Origin of the sequence: Paraburkholderia lycopersici (genome assembly GCF_900096975.1) — a bacterium.
GTDB classification, from domain to species: Bacteria; Pseudomonadota; Gammaproteobacteria; order Burkholderiales; family Burkholderiaceae; genus Paraburkholderia; species Paraburkholderia lycopersici.
Genome location: NZ_FMYQ01000006.1, coordinates 216,688 through 236,386, shown reverse-complemented (window position 1 = coordinate 236,386; position 19,699 = coordinate 216,688). Strand labels below are relative to the sequence as shown.

Below are 19,699 nucleotides of genomic sequence, written 5' to 3'. Positions count from 1 at the left end.
TGCTCATGAGCTGGGACATGATGAAGCGGCGTCTGCGCGAAGGCGTGGAGTTCTTCCGCTTCCTGCGCGCGCACGAGGCATGATGGATCGCTTGCCGCGCCATGCGCGCGCAGTCATCTTCACCGCCGACGACTTTGGCCTGCACGAGCGGGTCAATGCCGCGGTGGAGCGCGCGCATCGCGAGGGCGTGCTCGACTGCGCGAGCCTGATGGTCGCCGCGCCCGCCGCGGCCGACGCCGTGGCGCGCGCGCGTCGCACGCCGGGCCTGCGCGTCGGGCTGCATCTGGTATTGGCCGACGGCGCGGCGATGCTGCCGCGCGCGCAGATTCCGGCGCTCGTCGACGCGCACGGGCGTTTCGGCGACAACATGGTCCGCGACGGCGTGCGCTTCTTCTTCCTGCCGCACGTGCGCCGGCAGCTTGCGAAGGAGATTCGCGCGCAGTTCGAAGCGTTCGCGGCGACCGGGCTCGCGCTCGATCACGTGAATACGCACAAGCATTTTCATCTGCATCCCACGGTGCTCGCGCTGATCCTCGAGATCGGCCGCGACTATGGCCTGCGTGCGATGCGTTTGCCGCTCGAGTCCGGCGCGCCGCTCGCGCTGCGGCCCTGGCTTGCGCTCGTGCGCGCGCGTCTTGCGCGCGCGGGCGTGGCGCACAACGACTACGTGGTCGGTATCGCGAAGACGGGCGCAATGGACGAGGCGGCGGTGCTCGACGCACTCGCGCGCTTGCCCGCGCAGGGCGTGGGCGAAATCTACTGCCATCCGGCGCTTGCCGATGAAGCGCATGAAGGGCCCATCACGCCGTCCATGCGGACCTATCGGCATGCCGACGAATTCGGCGCGCTGGTCTCGCCGCGCGTGGCCGCGGCGCTCGCGCACGCGGGCGTGCGCCGGGGCGGTTTTTCCGACATTTTCTTCGGCCCGGCGCCTCGTCCCGCCGCCACGGGCGGCACGCAGGCGCACGCCTCATGAAGTGGCTTCAGTGGCTCGGCTTGCCGGTCGGGATCGCCATCCTGATCGGCCTCGTCGTGCGCGACGGCGCCCATGACGTGCTGCGCGTGATCGGCACGGCGGGCCCGGCGCTGCTCTGGCTCGTGCCGTTCCACGCGCTGCCGCTGCTGCTCGACGCGCAGGCGTGGCGCCTGCTGCTCGACAAGCGCGCGCCGCTTCCGTTCCTCTGGTGGATCGCGACCGTGCGCGAGGCCGTGAACCGGCTGTTGCCCGTGGTGGGCGTGGGCGGCGAGCTCGTCGGCATTCGCCTCGCGCGCTGGAAGCTGCGCAATGCGAGCGAGGTCACGGCTTCGGTGATCGTCGAGGTGTTCGTGACGATCGCCGTGCAGTATGCGTTCTCGGCGCTCGGCGTCGTGCTGATCGTGGCGGCGACCGGCGACGGCGGCTCGTTGCGCACCGTCGTCACGATCGTGCTCGCGCTGGTGCTGACCGCGCCGCTGCCCGTGCTCGCGGTAGTCCTGCTGCGCCGCGGCGGCGTGTTCCATGCGATCGAACGCTGGGCCGCGCGCCTGCTCGGCACGCACAATCCGTTGATGGCCGGCCTCGACGGCCATCAGCTCGACGCCGATCTCGACGCCCTGATGTCGCGCACGGGCCTCATGTTCCGCGCGTTTTTCTGGCAGCTCGGCGGCTACATGCTCGGCGCGTTCGAGACATGGTGGGCGCTTGCGTTGCTTGGCCATCCGGTCAGCGTGGGCGATGCGCTCGCCATCGAAGCCATCACCCAGGCCGTGCGCCATGCCGCGTTCATGGTGCCGGCGGGCCTCGGCGTGCAGGAAGTCGCCGTGGTGCTGCTCGCGCAGCTCTTCGGCGTGAACCAGGACGTGGCGTTCTCGCTCGCGCTCGTCAAGCGCATGCGCGAAGTGGTGTTCGGCGTGCTCGCGCTGATCTCGTGGCAGGCCGCGGAGATCGCCCGCGCGCGTCGTACGTTGCGCCACGGCTCGCGAGCCGGCGACGCGCTGCACGCCGTGGCGAGCGTGCCGGCGCAACCGGCGCGCGCCGAACAGGGCTCGCAGCACGATCGGGTGCTTTGACGGTACATTGTGGGAAATCAGTGCGCACCGGTACGTCGGCGCGCGCGTAGACGCAAGCCCATGCCGATGCGTTAGCAAGGACATGAAGCCCACGTTTTCATCCACACGTTCGCTCGCGCTCGCTTGCGCCGTCATGGCGGCCTTCACGCTATCGGGCTGCGACGATCACCAGTTCGATGCCATGCTCGATTTCGTCCGGCGGGGATTCAAGGCGTTCTTCGATTCGGTGAAGCCCGATGCGCTGCTGCTCAAAGGGCTCACGCCCGGCGTCTCCACGCTCGACCAGGTGCGCGAGCAGATGGGCAAGCCCGAAACCGAGCGCGTGTTCGACGACGGTTCGCGGCGCCTCGAATATCCGCGCGGCCCGCAGGGCGTGAAGACATGGATGGTCGACATCGGCCCGAACGGCCGGCTCGTGGCGATTACGCAGGCGCTCACGGCGGAAAACTTTGCGAAGATCCGCGTCGGCATGAGCGAGGACGAGGTGCGGCGTCTGCTCGGCAAGCCCGGGGAGGTGGCCGCTTACCGCCTGAAGAAGGAGACGGTGTGGAGCTGGAAGTGGCTGGAAGGGGGCGTGACGCCCGAAGCCTTTTTCAACGTGCATTTCGGACCGGACGGCCGGGTCACGACGACTTCGCGCTCGGACGTGATGCGCGGGCGCTGACCGGTAATCGCACAGGAAGGAGGCGCGCATGATGAACCGGCGACGGCCCCGGCGTGTGGGACTCGTGCTCGGCGGCGGCGCGGCGCGCGGCTGGGCGCATATTGGCGCGATCCGTGCGCTCGAGGAAGCGGGCATCAAGCCCGACGTGGTGTGCGGCACGTCGATCGGCGCGCTGGTGGGCGCCGTTTACGCGAACGGCGACCTCGACTGGCTCGAGGACTGGGTCGGCAAGCTCACCTGGCAAACCGTGGTGCGCCTGCTCGACCTGCGTTTTTCGGGCGGGTTGCTGGGCGGCCGCAAGGTGATCGACCTCTTTGCGCACCAGTTCAACGGCCGCTCGATCGACGATCTGCGGCTTCCGTTCACGGCGGTCGCGACCGAACTCGACACGGGGCGCGAGGTCTGGCTGAGCGAGGGCGGCGTGGTGGACGCGGTGCGCGCCTCAATCGCGATTCCCGGCATCTTCACGCCGATCTGGCATGACGGCGTGTGGCTGGTCGACGGCGGGCTCAGCAATCCGGTTCCGGTTTCCGCCGCGCGTGCGATGCGCGCCGATACCGTGATCGCCATCGATCTCAATCACGACATTCTCAACGGGCGCGATCTTGGCGGCGCGATCGACACGATGCCGCGCGAACTGCCTCTGGAGGCGAACGAGGTCTCGCCCGCCGATCCCGCCGCCAGTTCCGCCAACGGCGCCCCGGCCCCGGAGCCTCTCCTGCGCCGCAACGGCAAGCGGTTTCCGCGCTGGCTCCAACCCGCGGGTCCGGGCGCGGCGGGCGGCCAGGACGTGCGCGTGGCGCCGCCGCCCAGCAGGCGCGTGCCTTCCGTGCTGAGTTCGGTGGCGCAGAGCATCGACATCATGCAGGTGCGCATCACGCGCAGCCGCCTGGCAGGCGAGCCCGCCGACGTGCTGATCCAGCCTCGCCTGGGCGGCATGGGCATTTTCGACTTTCACCGCGCCGCGCCCGCCGTCGAGGAGGGGCGCGCGGCCGTGCAGTACATGCTGCCGGCAATCAAGGCGCAACTGGGCCTCGATTAGCGCCGCGAGGCGCGAGGGATCGAGAATGCCGGCGACGGCGAATATCGCCGCATCGGGCCGACTGGCCGGCCTCCCGGGCGCAGGTCGTTGAATGCCGGGCCGGCCCTCAATCGGCCGCGGCCCCCCAGATCCAGCCGTGCGGCGCGCGGCGCAGCGCCGTGACGGCGAGCGGCGCGATGTCGACCGAGCGAAAACACGCGGACGGCGCGCCGAGCGCATGAAGGATCGCCGCGCGGATCACGGTCGCGTGCGTGAACGCGACGACGCGGCGTTCAGAATGGGCATGCGCGTCGAGCCACGCGCTCACGCGCAGGCGAACGTCGTCGAACGATTCGCCGCCGCCGGGCGGCCTGAAGCCCGGGTCGCGTGTCCAGGCCGCGAGCGCCTCGGGGGCGTCGCGCGCGAGGTCCATCAGCCGCTTGCCTTGCCAGGCGCCGTACGCGGCGTCGGCGAGCGCGTCGCTCTGCGCCGCATCGTGGAAGCCGGCCGCCTGCGCGCTCGCACGGGCAATCGCGGCGGGGCTCGTCAGCACGCGCGGCGCCGCGCCGCCGTCACCGTCCGCCAGCCGGACGTGCCAGCGCGCGCGCCAAGCGTCGAGCGCCTCGATCGCGCGTGCGTCGAGCGCTTGCCCGGCGTCGCCGCCGGATGCTCGCGCGTGAGGAAATATCCCCGAGCGCAGCGCGGCATTCGCCGCATGACTGACCAGCCAGACTGTCGTCGGCATCCTGTTTCCTTACGCATCGCTTTTCTGTGACTGACATCCGGTCCGCGGCCAGCCGTCGCAGCGCGTAGAATACAGGCTCCACGACACGCGGAAGCCGGTGCAAGTCCGGCGCGGTCGCGCCACTGTAACCGGTTGCCATCGAAAGCATCGAAGCAACGGGAGTCAGACCTGCGTGTCGTGTATCCACCCTTTCAACGACTAGCGGGGCGCGCAACCCCAGGAGAAGTCAGCATGTCCGAAGCCACATTCCCCCTGCAGCACGCACCGGCCGCGCCGGCGCCCATTGCGCTGCGCGAGATCCTTCCCTGGGCCATTTTCGGCGGCTTGATGCTGCTGCTGGCGCTGTATTTCGTCGGCGCCGAACAAGGCGCGACGTCGATCTTCCCGGGCATGTACGTCCACGAGTTCGTTCACGACGGCCGCCATCTGCTCGGCTTCCCCTGCCACTAACCGGGAGCCGAACATGGTAGGCAAGTTGCTGGTACGCGGCATGCTCGCAGGCATCGCCGCGGGACTCCTCACGTTCGGCTTCGCGAAGATCGTGGGCGAGCCGCAGGTCGACCAGGCGATTTCCTTCGAGGAGAAAGCCGACGCCGCGAAGGGCGACGCGCCCGGGCCGGAGATCGTGAGCCGCGCGACGCAGTCGGGCTACGGGCTGTTCACGGGCGTGATGGTGTATGGCGCCTCGATCGGCGGGTTGTTCGCGCTCGTCTTTGCATACGCGCATGGCCGCACGGGACGTCTTTCGCCGCGTGCGCTGTCGGCCTGGCTCGCGCTCGCGGCGTTCGTCGCGATCTACATGGTGCCGAACCTCAAGTATCCGGCGAATCCGCCCTCGGTCGGCGACCCGGAGACGATCGGCTATCGCACCGGGCTCTTCTTCCTGATGATCGCGATATCGATCGCGGTGTCGGTGTTCTCGCTGAAGGTGCGGGCGGTGTTCGCGGCGCGCCTCGGCGTCTGGAACGCCGCGATTGCGGCGCTCGTGCTGTTCGTCGTCGTGATCGGCGCGATCGGGCTTGCGTTGCCGGCGGTCAACGAGGTGCCCGCTGCATTCCCGGCCGTGCTGCTGTGGAAGTTCCGCGCCGTCTCGGTCGGCATGCAGGCGATTTTGTGGACGACGATCGGACTGCTTTTCGGCGCATTCGCTGAGAAGCTCCTCGGCGCGAACGCTCGCGCGGGCCGCGCGCGAGTCGCGCAAACGCGCGCCGCGTAAGCGCTGCCGGGGCCGCTGGGCGCGTGTTTCGCGCCTGTCGCGCGTCCGTCGCGCGTCTATCGAAAAGCCACCCCAAACTTGCGAAAACGCCCCGCGTGCCGGGGCGTTTTTTTCGCCTTTCGGAAGCCTCGCGCCCGCGGCTGCGCGGGCCTTTGCGCACGCGGCCGTGCGCCGCCCGGCAATGCTGCGATGCAATATCCGCGCTGCGGCCGTTTGAGCAATCGATTTTGCACTGAGACGATCCGCGCCAGTTCACCCGGTTTCGGCGGTGCTCGCGCGCCGCACGAGGCTGGCCGAAACGACAAAACGACTTGATCCGGAGACGCGCGTGTTCCTTTACGGCTATGGCCCGGTACTCCTCGCCGGCACGATCCAGACCATCGAACTTTCGCTCTTTTCGCTCGGCGTGGCCGTCATTCTCGGGCTCGCGGGCGCGGCGGCGAAGCTTTCGTTCAACCGCCCGCTCGCGGCGGCGGCGACGGCCTACACGACGCTGATCCGTTCGGCGCCCGACCTCGTGCTGATGCTGCTGCTCTTCTACAGCATCCAGATCGGCGTGAACGACGCCACCGACGCGCTCGGCATGGCGCAGATCGATATCGATCCGTTCGTGGCCGGTGTCGTCACGCTCGGCTTCATCTACGGCGCGTACTTCACCGAAACCTTTCGCGGCGCGTTTCTCGCGGTGCCGCGCGGCCAGCTCGAAGCCGGCCACGCTTACGGCATGAGCGGCGCGCGCGTGTTCTTGCGCATCCTCTTCCCGCAGATGATGCGCTTCGCACTGCCCGGCATCGGCAACAACTGGCAGGTGCTCGTGAAGGCGACGGCGCTCGTCTCGATCATCGGTCTCGCCGACGTGGTGAAAGCCGCGCAGGACGCGGGCCGCAGCACCTTCAACCTGTTCTTCTTCCTCGTGATCGCGGCGCTCATCTATCTCGCGATCACGACCGTGTCGAACTTCGTGCTCGTCTGGCTTGAACGCCGCTATTCGGTGGGCGTGCGCCACGCGCAACTTTGAGGCCAGGCCCTTCATGAACGAAATCCTCCAGCAATTCGGCCGCGCGTTTCTGTACTGGGACGGCGAGCATGTCTCGGGCCTCGCGATGACGCTGTGGCTGCTCGTGATCGCGGTGGCATTCGGCTTCGTGTGCGCGGTGCCGCTCGCCGTGGCGCGCGTGTCGAGCCGCCGCTGGCTTGCGCTGCCGGTGCGCTTCTATACCTACGTGTTTCGCGGCACGCCGCTATATGTGCAGTTGCTGCTCATCTATACGGGCGTGTACAGTCTCGCGTTCATCCGCGCGGAGCCGCTCCTCGACGCGTTCTTCCGCAGCGGCCTGAACTGCGCCATTCTCGCGTTCGCGCTCAACACCTGCGCCTATACGACCGAGATTTTTGCGGGCGCGATTCGCGCGACCTCGCACGGCGAAGTCGAAGCGGCGCGTGCGTACGGCATGAGCCCGTTCACGATGTACCGGCGCGTGATCCTGCCCTCGGCGCTGCGCCGCGCGCTGCCGCTGTACAGTAACGAAGTGATCCTGATGCTGCACGCGACCACCGTGGCTTTCACCGCCACGGTGCCCGACATCCTCAAGGTCGCGCGCGACGCCAACTCGGCGACGTACCGCTCGTTCGAGTCGTTCGGCCTCGCGGCGCTGATCTACTGTGCGGTATCGTTCGTGCTGGTGGCCGCGTTCCGCCGCGCCGAAAAACGCTGGCTCGGCCATCTCGCCGTGCGCATCCGCTGAATCACCGGAAACATTGGAGACCATCTTGGCTCAGACGACGCAAGGCACGACGCCATCCTCGGACAGCAAGCTCGTTGCGCGCGACATCCACAAGCGCTATGGCGACAACGAGGTGCTCAAGGGCGTCTCGCTCGACGCGAAGAAGGGCGACGTGATCAGCATCATCGGCGCGAGCGGTTCGGGCAAAAGCACGTTCCTGCGCTGCATCAATTTCCTCGAGAAGCCGAACGCGGGCGAGATCGTCGTGGACGGCGAAACCGTGCGCACGAAGGCCGGCCGCAACGGCGACCTCGACGTGGCCGATCACAGGCAGCTCCAGCGCATCCGCACCAAGCTCGCCATGGTGTTCCAGCACTTCAATCTCTGGTCGCACATGAACGTGATCGAGAACGTGATGGAAGCGCCCGTGCATGTGCTCGGCGTGCCGCGCAAGGAGGCCGAGGAGCGTGCGCGCGAGTATCTGGAGAAAGTGGGCCTCGCGCCGCGCGTGGAGAAGCAGTATCCGTCGCATCTCTCGGGCGGCCAGCAGCAGCGCGTGGCGATCGCGCGCGCGCTTGCCATGCACCCCGACGTGATGCTGTTCGACGAGCCGACGTCGGCGCTCGACCCCGAACTCGTGGGCGAAGTGCTCAAGGTCATGCAAAAGCTCGCCGAGGAAGGCCGCACGATGATCGTCGTCACGCACGAGATGGGCTTTGCGCGCAACGTCTCGAACCACGTGATGTTCCTCCACCAGGGCCGCACGGAGGAAGAGGGCGCGCCCGCGGACGTGCTCGGCGCGCCGAGGAGCGAACGTCTGCGCCAGTTCCTCTCGGGCAGCCTCAAGTAAGCGGCGCGTTTGCCGCGCACGCTGCCTCGCCGATGGTCCGTTCCGCCGTTCCTCCTTCCGCTTCCGTTCCCGCCGCCTCGCCGGGCGGCCAGGCGCGCGCCGGCCGCACGACCCAGGTGGCGATCGTCGCGCTGCCGCCAGTCTCGATGTCGGGCGTCGGGCCGATCGTCGACGCGCTCAGTCTCGCCAACGAGATCGACGGCCGCGCGCTCTACCGCTGGCAAATGTGCTCGTGGAACGGCCGCCCGGTACCGCTCGCGGGCGGCGCGCAATGGCCCGCCGACTGCGCGTTCGGCGACGCCGTGTCGTGCGACTGGCTCATCGTCGTGACCGAGCGCTACCAGCAGTTCGCCGACTATCGGCTCTTTCTCGCGAGCCTCGCGCGCGTGGGCCAGCGCACGCCGCTCGTCACGGGCATTCACCACGGCATCTGGTGGCTCGCCATGGCCGGGCAACTGCAGGGCTACCGCGTGGCCGCGAACTGGGAGACGTACCAGCAGTTCGCCGAGCAGTTCGAGCGCACCATCGTCACGCAGCATATCTACGAGATCGACCGCGGCCGCGCGACCTGCGCGGGCGGCCAGGCCACGCTCGACTTCATGCTCGCGATGGTCGGCCGGGATCACGGCCCGGAACTGGCCGAGCGCATCGCCGACGCGCTCGGCGCGAGCACGCTGCGAAGCGGCGACGAGCGCCAGCGCATTCCGTTCGTGACCGCGCCGGGCGAGCGCCATCCGCGCCTGAACGACGCGCTGCTGCTCATGGAAGCCAATATCGAAGACCCGCTCACCACCGACGAGATCGCGAATCTCGTGGGCGTGTCGCGGCGTCAGCTCGAACGGCTCTTTCGCCAGTATCTCGGCGCGATGCCGTCGAAATACTACCTGGGGCTGCGGCTTGCCAAGGCGCGCTCGCAGTTGCAGCGCACCAGCAAGTCGGTGGTGCAGATCAGCCTCGCGTGCGGGTTTTCGTCGGCGGCGCATTTCTCGAACGCGTATCGCGAGCGCTTTGGCGTGACGCCGCGCGAGGACCGCCGCAACTGGATCGAGCGCCAGCATGGCGGCGCGGCGGCGGCCGAGCCGCGCGCGGGGGCGCTCGTCGAGCCGCCGGAAGTCCGGTGAGCGCGGCACGCCGCCCAGCCAACGCTCAGCAACGTTCGTGTTCCGGACGAAAAAACGCGTCGCGCCTGCGCAAGACGTTTGCGCGGCGCTTGCCTACACTGCACGTGTTGATGGGACCACGGGCTTCAGCCCCGGGTCCTCGCGCCGAGGCAAAGCCGTTACCCGAGCGACAGGGCGCCGCCCTGCCGCAATCGACCCTGAATTCGACCCTGAATTCGACCCGCACTGGGCTATAGAGGAATCGCCATGAACGATCAGACCGTGAGCCGCAAGACCTTCGACGAAGTGATGGTGCCGTGCTTCTCTCCCGCGCCGTTCGTGCCGGATCGCGGCGAGGGCTCGCGCGTGTGGGACACCGAGGGCCGCGATTACATCGACTTCGCGTGCGGCATCGCCGTGACCTCGCTCGGCCATGGCCACCCCGAGTTGCTGCGCGTGCTGCACGAGCAGGGCAGCAAGCTCTGGCACATCGGCAACGGCTACACCAACGAGCCGGTGCTGCGCCTCGCGCGCAGGCTCGAAGCGCTCACCTTCGCCGACCGCGCGTTCTTCGCGAATTCGGGCGCGGAAGCCAATGAGGCGGCGCTCAAGCTCGCGCGGCGCGTGGCGTTCGACCGGCACGGCGCGGACAAGGCCGAAATCGTTTCGTTTACGCAGTCGTTCCATGGCCGCACGCTCTTCACCGTGAGCGTGGGCGGCCAGCCCAGGTACTCGGAAGGTTTCGGCCCGGTGCCCGAGGGCATCAGGCATGTGCCGTATAACGACATCGAAGCGGCGAAGCGCGCGATCGGCGCGCAAACCTGCGCCGTGATCGTCGAGCCGGTGCAGGGCGAGGGCGGCGTGATTCCCGCCGATCCCGCGTTCCTGCGCGCGCTGCGCGAAGCCTGCGACGCGCACGGCGCGCTGCTGATTTTCGACGAGGTGCAAACGGGCGTGGGCCGCACGGGCCATTTCTACGCCTACGAGGACACGGGCGTCACGCCCGACATCCTCACGACGGCGAAGGCGCTCGGCAACGGCTTTCCGATCGGCGCGATGCTCACGACCGAAGCCATCGCCGCGCACTTCAAGGTGGGCGTGCACGGCACGACCTACGGCGGCAACCCGCTCGGCGCGGCGATTGCGGGCAAGGTGGTCGAGCTCGTGAGCGATCCGGCGCTGCTGGCGGGCGTGCGCGCACGGGGCGTTGCGATTCGCGGCAAGCTCGCGAAGCTCAACGAGCGCTTCGACATGTTCAGGGAGGTGCGCGGCAAGGGCCTCCTGATCGGCGCCGAACTGAACGCGCGTTTTGCGGGCCGCGCGAAGGACTTCAACGCGGCGGCCGCGAACCGCGGCGTGATGATGCTGATCGCCGGGCCGGACGTGCTGCGTTTCGCGCCGTCGCTCATCATCCCCGAAACGGACCTCGACGAAGGCTTCGCGCGCTTCGAGCAGGCCTGCGCAGACGTCATCGGCGCGCGCTGATCCCGGCGCGCGCAACAGCACATACAGGATCGACGATGCTATTCGTTCGCCCGGCCAGGCTCTCCGATCTCGACGCGATTGCCCACATGGCGCGCACGGCGCAGCCCGTGCTGCATTCGCTGCCGCACGACCGCGCGGCGCTCGAGGCGCGTGTCGCGCTTTCCGAGGACTCGTTTCGCGCAGACGTGGACTTTCCCGGTGAGGAGTTCTATCTGTTCGTGCTCGAAGACGCCGCTACGGGGCGGCTCGTCGGCACGTCGAGCATCGTGGCGGCGGCCGGCTACGCCGAGCCGTTCTACGCGTTTCGCAACGACGCGCTCATCCACGCGTCGCGCGAACTGCACGTGAACCGCAAGATCCATGCGCTCACGATGTCGCACGAGCTCACGGGCAAGAGCCGCCTCGCGGGCTTCTATATCGAACCTTCGTTGCGCGGCGACGCCGCCGCGCATCTGATGTCGCGCGCGCGCATGATGTACGTCGCGATGAACCGCCGGCGCTTCACGCCCGAGGTGTTCTCGCTGCTGCTCGGCGTGACCGACGACGCCGGCGTTTCGCCGTTCTGGGAGGCGGTGGGCCGCAAGTTCTTCGGGCGCGATTTCAAGGACATCGAAATGGCCTCGGGCGGCCGCAGCCGTACGTTCATCGCCGAAGTGATGCCGGCTTATCCGCTCTATGTGCCGCTGCTGCCCGAGCTGGCGCAGCGCGTGCTCGGCGAACCCGACCCAAGTGCGCTGCTTGCCTACGAGATTCATCTGGAGGAAGGCTTCGAGCCGGACCGCTACGTCGATATTTTCGACGCAGGTCCGGTGCTGACCGCCCAGGTGGACCGCACGGCTTCGGTCGCCGGCAACGAGACGCGCACGGTGAGAGAAGCCGCAAGCGCGAACGTAAATGCCAACGCGCAAGGCGCGGCGTATCTCGTCGCGAGCCAGCAGGCGGGCGAATTCCGCTGCGTGCTCGCGACGCTGCCCGAAGGCGAAAAAGGCGCGAGAGTCGCGCCGCTCGAGGCCGCCGCGCGTGCGGCGCTTGGCGTACAGGACGGCGAGCCGGTGCGCTGCGCACCGCTTTATCGCGCCGCGCCGCAAACAGTAGACGCCTGCATGGGAGACGCACAATGATCGTGGTACGCGCCGTGCAAACGGGCGACGTGGACGCGCTCGTCGCGCTCGCCCAGGAAACGGGCCCCGGCCTCACGACCTTCAAGCCCGACCGCGAGGCGCTGAAGGCGCGCATCGCGCGCGCGCGGCGCACGCTTGCGGACGAGGCCGCGCCGCGCGAGGCCGGCTACTTCTTCGTGATGGAAGACGCGGCCTCGGGCGACGTGGCCGGCGTGTGCGGCATCGAGACGGCGGTGGGGCTGGAGCAGCCGTTCTACAACTACCGCGTGAGCACGGTGGTGCACGCGAGCCAGGAGCTCGGCATCTGGACGCGCATGCGCGCGCTCAATATCTCGCACGACCTCACGGGCTATGCGGAGGTTTGCTCGCTCTTTCTCTCGCCGCGCTATCGCACGGGCGGCATGGGCAGCCTGCTTTCGCGTTCGCGCTTCATGTTCATCGCGCAGTTTCGCGAGCGCTTTCCCGAGCGGCTGTGCGCGGAGTTGCGCGGCCATTTCGATGCCGAAGGCACGTCGCCGTTCTGGCGTGCGGTCGGTTCGCACTTCTATCAAATCGATTTCAATGCCGCCGACTACCTGAGTTCGCACGGCCGCAAGTCGTTCCTCGCGGAACTCATGCCGCGCTACCCCGTATACGTGGAACTGCTGCCCGAGGAGGCGCAGGCATGCGTCGGTCTCACACACGCCGATACGATTCCGGCGCGCCGCATGCTCGAAGCCGAGGGGCTGCGCTACGAGAATCACGTCGATATCTTCGACGCCGGCCCGGTGCTCGAATGCCACATCGGCGACTTGCGCACGGTGCGCGACAGCGTGGTGGTGCCGGTCGAAATCGGCGAGGCGCATGCGGGAGAGGGCGTGCGCTCGCTGGTGTCGAATACGTCGCTTGGCGATTTTCGCGTGGGTTTCGCGCCGGGCGTCGTGCACGACGGCGTGTTCACGCTGAGCGCCCGGGAAGCGGCGGCGCTCGGCGTCGCGGCGGGCGAGCCGGTACGCGTGCTCGGACCGGCGCAGAAGCAACGATGAACCAGCATGGGCCGGCGTCAATGCTTTGCGCTGACGCCGGGCCGATACAGGGATGACCATGAACGAGCTTTACATCGATGGGCAATGGTGCGCGGCCTCGGGCCCCGCGTTCGCCTCGCGCAACCCCGGCACCGGCGAGACCGTGTGGAGCGGCAATGCCGCGAGCGCCGAAGACGTCGATCGCGCCGTCACGGCCGCGCGCCGCGCGTTCGTCGTGTGGTCGCGGACGCCGCTCGAAGCGCGCTGCGAAATCGTGAAGCGTTTTGCCGCGCTCGTCACCGAAAAGAAGGAAGACCTCGCCCGCGCGATCGGCCGCGAAACCGGCAAGCCGCTCTGGGAAGCGCGCACCGAAGCGGCTTCGATGGCCGCGAAGGTCGCGATCTCGATTACCGCCTACGGCGAGCGCACCGGCGAAAAGCGCACGCCCATGGCCGACGGCGTCGCGGTGCTGCGCCATCGTCCGCATGGCGTCGTCGCCGTGTTCGGTCCGTACAACTTCCCCGGCCACTTGCCCAACGGGCATATCGTGCCCGCACTGATCGCCGGCAACGCGGTCGTCTTCAAGCCGTCCGAGCTCGCCCCCGAGGTTGCGCGCGCAACGGTCGAGCTGTGGCGCGAAGCGGGCTTGCCCGCGGGCGTGCTGAATCTCGTGCAGGGCGAGCGCGACACGGGTATCGCGCTTGCGAATCACCGGCAGATCGACGGGCTGTTCTTCACGGGCAGCTCCGATACGGGAACGCTGCTGCACCGGCAGTTCGGCGGGCGGCCCGAGATCGTGCTTGCGCTGGAGATGGGCGGAAACAATCCGCTCGTCGTCGCGCCGGTCGAGGACATCGACGCTGCCGTGCATCACGCGATCCAGTCGGCGTTCCTCTCGGCGGGGCAGCGCTGCACCTGCGCGCGCCGCATTCTCGTGCCCGCCGACGCGTTCGGCGAGCGCTTCCTCGCGCGTTTCGTCGAAGTCAGCTCGCGCATCGCGGTGGGCGAATACGACGCCGAGCCGCAGCCTTTCATGGGCGCGGTGATTTCGGCGCGCGCGGCAGCGCGGCTCATGAGCGCGCAGGCCCGGTTGCTCGAACGCGGCGCGCGCGCCTTGCTGCCGATGAATCAGCGCGACCCGGCGCTTGGCTTCGTGAGCCCCGCGATCCTCGACGTGACGGGCGTGGCCGATCTGCCCGACGAAGAGCATTTCGGGCCGCTCGCGCAGATCGTCCGCTACGCGGGTTTCGACGACGCCATTGCGCAGGCCAACAACACGGCTTTCGGCCTTTCGGCGGGGCTGCTCGCCGACGACGAGGCGCTGTGGCAGCGCTTCGCGCGCGAGATCCGCGCGGGCGTGGTGAACTGGAACCGGCCGACCAACGGCGCGTCGAGCGGCGCGCCGTTCGGCGGCACGGGCCGCTCGGGCAATCACCGGCCGAGCGCGTACTACGCAGCGGATTACTGCGCCTGGCCGATGGCCTCGGTGGAAAGCGCGCAGCTGCAAATGCCCGCGAGCGTTTCGCCGGGTCTTCACTTCTAAGGAACGACGATGCAAACCCTTGAAGCCAACTTCGACGGACTCGTCGGTCCCACGCATAACTACGCCGGACTGTCGTTCGGCAACGTCGCGTCGCAAAGCAACGAGAAGTCCGTCGCGAACCCGCGTGCGGCCGCGCAGCAGGGCCTGCGCAAGATGAAGCGGCTCGCCGACCTCGGCTTCGCGCAGGGCGTGCTGCCGCCGCAGGAGCGGCCCTCGATCCGCCTGCTGCGCGAACTCGGTTTCGGCGGTAAGGATGCCGAAGCGATTGCGCGCGCCGCGAAGGACGCGCCCGAACTGCTGGCCGCCGCAAGCTCCGCCTCGGCCATGTGGACCGCGAATGCGGCGACCGTGAGCCCCTCGGCCGACACGCCGGACCGGCGCGTGCATTTCACGCCAGCCAACCTGTGCAGCAAGCTGCACCGGGCGATCGAGCACGAGGCCACGCGCCGCACGCTCGCCACGGTTTTCGCGGACGCCGCGCACTTCGCCGTGCACGACGCGCTGCCCGGCACGCCCGCGCTCGGCGATGAAGGCGCGGCGAACCACACGCGTTTTTGCGCGCGGTACGGAGAGCGTGGCGTGGAGTTCTTCGTCTACGGGCGCAGCGAATATCGCCGCGGGCCGGAGCCTGCGCGCTACCCGGCGCGGCAGACTTTCGAGGCAAGCCGCGCGGTCGCGCAGCGTCACGGTCTCGCCGAAGCGGACACGGTGTTCGCCCAGCAGAGTCCCGACGTGATCGACGCGGGCGTATTCCACAACGACGTCATCGCGGTCGGCAACCGCAGTACGCTGTTTTGCCACGAGCGCGCGTTCGTCGACCAGAAGGCCGTGTACGACGAATTGCGCGCGAAGCTCGCGGCCCACGGCGCGCCGTTCCACGTGATCGAAGTGCCCGAGGCGCGCGTGAGCGTGGCCGACGCGGTCTCGTCGTATCTCTTCAACAGCCAGTTGTTGAGCCGCCCGGACGGCTCGCAGATTCTCGTCGTGCCGCAGGAATGCCGCGAGAATCCGCACGTGGCGATCTACCTCGACGAACTGGCCGCGAGCAGCGGGCCGATCGGCGAAGTGCTCGTGTTCGACCTGCGCGAGAGCATGAAGAACGGCGGCGGCCCGGCGTGCCTGCGCCTGCGCGTCGCGCTGACCGAGGAAGAGCGCGCGGCGACCGCGCCGGGCGTGTGGATGAACGACGCGCTCTTCACGCGCCTCGACGGCTGGATCGAGCGGCACTATCGCGACCGGCTCGCGCCCCAGGATCTCACCGATCCGGCGCTGCTCGCCGAGTCGCGCACGGCGCTCGACGAACTCACGCAGATTCTCGGCCTCGGATCGCTTTATGACTTCCAGCGCTGATTCCGCCGCCGCGCTGCTCGAGGACTTTCTCGCGTACACGCTGGCCGGCGCGCGCCCGGCCACGCCGGAGGCGGCGCGGGGCGCGTGCGCGGGCGGCGTGCGTTGGCATTGGCTCGACGAGGGCGTCCTGGAACTGGAGCCGGCGCGCGTGAACGAAACGACGCGCAGCGTGCTTCTCTCGGCGGGCGTGCACGGCGACGAGACCGCGCCGATCGAACTGCTCTCGCAACTCGTGGCCGATATCGCCGCGGGCCGTGCGCCACTCGCCTGCCGGGTGCTCGCGGTGCTGGGCAACGCGGGCGCGATGCGCGCCGGCGAGCGCTATCTCGACGACGACCTCAACCGCCTGTTCGGCGGCCGCCATGCCCGCGTGCCGCACAGCCGCGAGGCCGCGCGCGCCGCGGCGCTCGAAGCGGCGGCGCAGCGCTTCTTCGCGAAAGCGGAGGGCGCCGCCGAGGGGCCGCTGGCGCGCTGGCATCTCGACATGCACACGGCGATCCGCGCCTCGGCGTTCGAGCGGTTCGCGCTGCTGCCGCATACGGGCGAGCCGCCCGCGCGCGCCATGCTCGAATGGCTCGCCGACGCGCGCATCGCGGCCGTGCTGATCCATACGGAACGGGGCGCGACCTTGTCGTCGTTCACGGCCGAAGCGTGCGGAGCGCTCGCCTGTACGCTCGAACTCGGCAAGGTGCGCCCGTTCGGCGAGAACGACCTCGCGCGCTTCGCCGATGCCGACGCCGCCGTGCGCCGCCTCGTGGCGTGCGAGGGGGCGTCGCCGCAGGTCGCGCCGATGCCGCGCATCTTCACGGTGATCGGCCAGATCACGAAGCAGAGCGACGCGCTCAAGCTCAACGTTGCCGCCGACGTGCCCAATTTCACGCCGTTCGCGCGCGGCGAGGTGCTGGCCGTCGACGGTGCGTATCGCTACGTGGTGCAGCATGACGAGGAGCGCATCGTCTTTCCGAATCCGGGCGTGAAGCCGGGTTTGCGCGCGGGCCTGCTCGTCGTCGATACCACCCGCGAGACGCTTGGCGCGCTCGAGTGAGCGTCTGTCGCTCGCATGCTTGCGCATCCACGACACCCATTTGCAAGTTCGAACGCGGCGCGCGGGCGCGATTGCCGCCGCTTACGCCACTTACGCCGCTTCGGCCTGCGGGCGGACCGGGTGCTTGAGGGCGGTACAATCGCGCCCTCGCGGCTGCTGCGTCGCACCACACCGGGTGCGCGCGATTGAGCCGTATTTTTGGCGCAGCGATCCTGCGCCGGCGCCGGGGGGCTTCGCTCTGGCCTGCTTTGCTGACCTGAGCAGCCCTTGCCGGCGCGCCTGATCTGACTGGAAAGAGACACTGATGAAGAAGAACTGGAACAAGCTGGCAACGCTCGCATGCTGCGCGGCCGCCATGACGGCGGGCGCGGCCCATGCCGCCGATATCAAGGAAATCCGCTTCGGCGTGGAGGCCTCGTATGCGCCGTTCGAATCGAAGTCGCCGGCGGGCGAACTGCAGGGCTTCGATATCGACGTGGGCAATGCCGTCTGCGCGAAGCTCAAGGCGAAGTGCGTGTGGGTGGAAAATTCGTTCGACGGCCTGATTCCGGCGCTGCAGGCGCGCAAGTTCGGCGCGATCAACTCGGACATGACGATCACGGACCAGCGCCGCCAGGCCATCGACTTCACCGATCCGATCTACGCGATTCCGAACCAGATGATCGCGAAGAAGGGCAGCACGCTGCAGCCCACGCCCGAATCGCTCAAGGGCAAGCACGTGGGCGTGTTGCAGGGCACGATCCAGGAAACCTATGCCAAGGCGAAGTGGGCGCCCGCGGGCGTCGACGTCGTGCCGTACCCGACTCAGGACCAGATCTACGCGGACCTCGTCTCGGGTCGCCTCGACGCCGCCTTCCAGGACGCCGAAGCGGCCTCCAAGGGCTTCCTGAACAAGCCGCAGGGCGCGGGCTTCGCGTTCGCGGGCCCGCAGGTCGTGGACACGAAGCTGCTTGGCGAAGGCGTGGGCTATGGCGTGCGCAAGAACGACGCGGCGCTCAAGGCCGCGCTGAACGGCGCGCTCAAGGACCTGAAGGCGGACGGCACGATCGACCGTATCGCCGCGAAATACTTCGACGTGAAGGTCGTGCTCAAGTAATCGCCGCGCGGCAAGCGGGCGCATCGGGCCAAAAAACGGCCGGCTGGACATTGTCTGGCCGGCCGGTTTTTTTTGCCTGTTGTTTCGGATTGCAGATCAAATTGGCCCGGCTCGTTAAAAATCCGGCCGGGCGATGCGAACTTCGTTTGCGCGCCTGACTTACCAGGATAAAATCAGGATAAGAACGAGCCGCCGCCGGTGCGCACGCAAACGGTTGCGACATGCCAAGAGACAAGACCAGGGCGTCGCCGTGAGCGTGGCGCCGCGCGGGGGATCCCATGAGCTTGAACGCCGCAGACCGGCCGCAGACGTCAGGCGTCGCGGACGACACGCAGTCGCCGGAGCAGGTCAGCCCACCCATCGACGTGTATTTCGCGCGCCAGCCGGTGCTCGATCGGGAGGGCCTTTTGTGCGCTTTCGAGACGCTGCCGCGCGTCGTGGACCGGCGCGAGAGCGCCGAAATCGAAGGCGAGGTCGAAGCCGCCGCCAAAGACAAGGCCGCGGGCCTCGCGCCCAGGCCCTCCGCCACGGCAGCCGCGCTGCTCGCGTCATTCGCCGCGCCAGCCGTGCGCGCTTCGCTCGCGGGCCATCCGGCCTGGCTCGACATGACGCGCGACGCGCTCTTTCACGACGGCCTGCAGCGCGTGAGCTCCGAGCGCGTGATGCTCGAGCTGCCCGTGAACATCGGCGCGGACGCGGAGCTCATCGCGCGGCTCGTCGCGCTGCACCGGCGCCGTTATCGCTTCGCGCTCGATCATGTGTCGAAGGCGGACGAGTCGCTCGCGAAGCTGCTGCCCTACGTGGACGCCATCAAGATCGACATCCGCGAAATCGCGCCCGCGCTGCTGCCGAAGTTCACGAGCGTGATGAAGGCGGCGGGCAAGATTCTCGTCGCCATGGGCGTCGAGACCCAGGCGGACTATCAGCGCGCGCACGACCTGGGCTTCGACCGCTTCCAGGGCTATTTCTTCGCGAAACCGCAAGGCGGCGCGCGCCGCTCGAGCGCGCCGCGCCAGGCGCTGCTGAACCTGCTGCATCTGCTGGCTGCCGAGCCCACCGTCGCGCAGCTCGAGGCGGAACTGAAGCTCAATCCCGTGCTCGTGATGCATCTGATGCGGCTTGCCAATTCGGGCAGCATGAACATCGGACGCAAGGTGACGACGCTGCGCGAGGCGATCAACGCGACGGGCACCAATGCCATCGCACGCTGGACGCAACTGCTGCTCTACGCGGATGGCCGCAGGATCGCCGCCGAAGACGACCCGCTGCTGCAACTCGTGGCCACGCGCGCGCGCTTCATGGAAATCGCCGTGACGCGGCTTGCCAAGGCGCATCTCGAGGAGGAGGACGCGGCGTTTCTCGTGGGCGTGTTCTCGTTCGTCGACGCGGTGTTCGGCGGCTCGGTGGAAAGCACGCTCGACGTGCTGACGTTCGCCAAGCCGATCCGCACGGCAATCGTGAAGCGCGAGGGTGCGCTCGGGCGCCTGCTCGATCTGTCCGAAGCGCTGGAGCGCGCGGACTGGACCCGCGTGGACGCACTGTGCGGGGAGCTCGCGCCGCTCGATGCGGCTACGGTCGCATCGATTGCGCTATGCGCCGCGGAATGGGCGGGCACGTCCGGCCGCAACGCGGAAGACGAGGGGCTCGAGCGCATCGAGGACTGAAGAGCGGCGCGGCGCTGGGGAG

General features: G+C 68.6%; 19 protein-coding genes. 18 read left to right on the top strand and 1 reads right to left on the bottom strand.

Annotated features, from left to right (window positions below; genetic code table 11):
- Window positions 1-82 precede the first annotated feature (82 nt).
- The 4 genes from hpnK to BLU17_RS09765 all read left to right on the top strand — a co-directional run bounded on the left by hpnK (window position 83) and on the right by BLU17_RS09765 (window position 3,755).
- The gene (gene hpnK, locus BLU17_RS09780) at window positions 83-976 is read left to right on the top strand and encodes a hopanoid biosynthesis-associated protein HpnK (protein WP_091996517.1); all 894 of its coding nucleotides are present in this window, start codon (window positions 83-85) and stop codon (window positions 974-976) included.
- Entirely contained in the window at window positions 973-2,049 is a 1,077-nt protein-coding gene (locus BLU17_RS09775; RefSeq protein WP_091996516.1) for a lysylphosphatidylglycerol synthase domain-containing protein, read from the top strand. The genes hpnK and BLU17_RS09775 overlap by 4 nt, the downstream gene beginning before the upstream one ends.
- Before the next feature lie 82 nt (window positions 2,050-2,131).
- Window positions 2,132-2,713: a hypothetical protein gene (locus tag BLU17_RS09770; RefSeq protein WP_091996515.1), complete on the top strand. Its 582-nt coding sequence runs from the start codon at window positions 2,132-2,134 to the stop codon at window positions 2,711-2,713.
- A 28-nt stretch (window positions 2,714-2,741) separates the two neighbouring features.
- Window positions 2,742-3,755, top strand: a complete 1,014-nt coding sequence (locus BLU17_RS09765; RefSeq protein WP_091996514.1) for a patatin-like phospholipase family protein — start codon at window positions 2,742-2,744, stop codon at window positions 3,753-3,755.
- Window positions 3,756-3,861: 106 nt separating this feature from the next.
- Here the strand turns inward: BLU17_RS09765 and BLU17_RS09760 are convergent, their stop codons facing one another.
- Window positions 3,862-4,479: a histidine phosphatase family protein gene (locus tag BLU17_RS09760; RefSeq protein ID WP_091996513.1), complete on the bottom strand. Its 618-nt coding sequence runs from the start codon at window positions 4,477-4,479 to the stop codon at window positions 3,862-3,864.
- Between the two features lie 231 nt (window positions 4,480-4,710).
- On the opposite strand from BLU17_RS09760, the gene BLU17_RS09755 reads away from it, so the two are divergent.
- The 14 genes from BLU17_RS09755 (at window position 4,711) to BLU17_RS09690 (ending at window position 19,677) form a co-directional block, all read left to right on the top strand.
- On the top strand, window positions 4,711-4,929 hold the full coding sequence (locus BLU17_RS09755) for a CbtB domain-containing protein (RefSeq protein WP_091996512.1): 219 nt from the start codon (window positions 4,711-4,713) through the stop codon (window positions 4,927-4,929).
- A 13-nt stretch (window positions 4,930-4,942) separates the two neighbouring features.
- Window positions 4,943-5,695 carry a CbtA family protein gene (locus BLU17_RS09750; RefSeq protein WP_091996511.1) on the top strand — a complete coding sequence of 251 codons (753 nt, stop codon included), beginning with the start codon at window positions 4,943-4,945 and terminating at the stop codon, window positions 5,693-5,695.
- Window positions 5,696-6,023: 328 nt separating this feature from the next.
- Window positions 6,024-6,713: an ABC transporter permease gene (locus tag BLU17_RS09745; protein ID WP_091996533.1), complete on the top strand. Its 690-nt coding sequence runs from the start codon at window positions 6,024-6,026 to the stop codon at window positions 6,711-6,713.
- A 13-nt stretch (window positions 6,714-6,726) separates the two neighbouring features.
- Window positions 6,727-7,440: an ABC transporter permease gene (locus BLU17_RS09740; protein WP_091996510.1), complete on the top strand. Its 714-nt coding sequence runs from the start codon at window positions 6,727-6,729 to the stop codon at window positions 7,438-7,440.
- A gap of 25 nt (window positions 7,441-7,465) precedes the next feature.
- Window positions 7,466-8,269 (top strand): ABC transporter ATP-binding protein, encoded by an 804-nt coding sequence (locus BLU17_RS09735; protein ID WP_091996509.1) that lies wholly within the window; start codon window positions 7,466-7,468, stop codon window positions 8,267-8,269.
- 146 nt (window positions 8,270-8,415) lie between these two features.
- Window positions 8,416-9,390 (top strand): GlxA family transcriptional regulator, encoded by a 975-nt coding sequence (locus BLU17_RS09730; RefSeq protein ID WP_245746786.1) that lies wholly within the window; start codon window positions 8,416-8,418, stop codon window positions 9,388-9,390.
- 246 nt (window positions 9,391-9,636) lie between these two features.
- On the top strand, window positions 9,637-10,854 hold the full coding sequence (locus BLU17_RS09725) for an aspartate aminotransferase family protein (protein ID WP_091996507.1): 1,218 nt from the start codon (window positions 9,637-9,639) through the stop codon (window positions 10,852-10,854).
- A 35-nt stretch (window positions 10,855-10,889) separates the two neighbouring features.
- Complete coding sequence (gene aruF / locus BLU17_RS09720; protein ID WP_091996506.1) at window positions 10,890-11,975, top strand: arginine/ornithine succinyltransferase subunit alpha; 1,086 nt, start codon at window positions 10,890-10,892, stop codon at window positions 11,973-11,975.
- Window positions 11,972-13,000: an arginine N-succinyltransferase gene (gene astA / locus BLU17_RS09715; RefSeq protein ID WP_091996505.1), complete on the top strand. Its 1,029-nt coding sequence runs from the start codon at window positions 11,972-11,974 to the stop codon at window positions 12,998-13,000. Before aruF ends, astA begins: the two co-directional genes overlap by 4 nt.
- A gap of 58 nt (window positions 13,001-13,058) precedes the next feature.
- Window positions 13,059-14,522: a succinylglutamate-semialdehyde dehydrogenase gene (astD, locus tag BLU17_RS09710; RefSeq protein ID WP_091996532.1), complete on the top strand. Its 1,464-nt coding sequence runs from the start codon at window positions 13,059-13,061 to the stop codon at window positions 14,520-14,522.
- A 9-nt stretch (window positions 14,523-14,531) separates the two neighbouring features.
- Window positions 14,532-15,872, top strand: a complete 1,341-nt coding sequence (gene astB / locus BLU17_RS09705) for an N-succinylarginine dihydrolase (protein ID WP_091996504.1) — start codon at window positions 14,532-14,534, stop codon at window positions 15,870-15,872.
- Window positions 15,856-16,917 carry a succinylglutamate desuccinylase gene (gene astE, locus BLU17_RS09700; protein ID WP_091996503.1) on the top strand — a complete coding sequence of 354 codons (1,062 nt, stop codon included), beginning with the start codon at window positions 15,856-15,858 and terminating at the stop codon, window positions 16,915-16,917. Before astB ends, astE begins: the two co-directional genes overlap by 17 nt.
- A 304-nt stretch (window positions 16,918-17,221) precedes the next feature.
- Window positions 17,222-18,013 (top strand): ABC transporter substrate-binding protein, encoded by a 792-nt coding sequence (locus BLU17_RS09695; RefSeq protein WP_091996502.1) that lies wholly within the window; start codon window positions 17,222-17,224, stop codon window positions 18,011-18,013.
- A 278-nt stretch (window positions 18,014-18,291) separates the two neighbouring features.
- A complete protein-coding gene (locus BLU17_RS09690; RefSeq protein WP_091996501.1) occupies window positions 18,292-19,677 on the top strand; it encodes an EAL and HDOD domain-containing protein in 1,386 nt (461 codons plus the stop codon).
- Window positions 19,678-19,699: the final 22 nt, after the last annotated feature.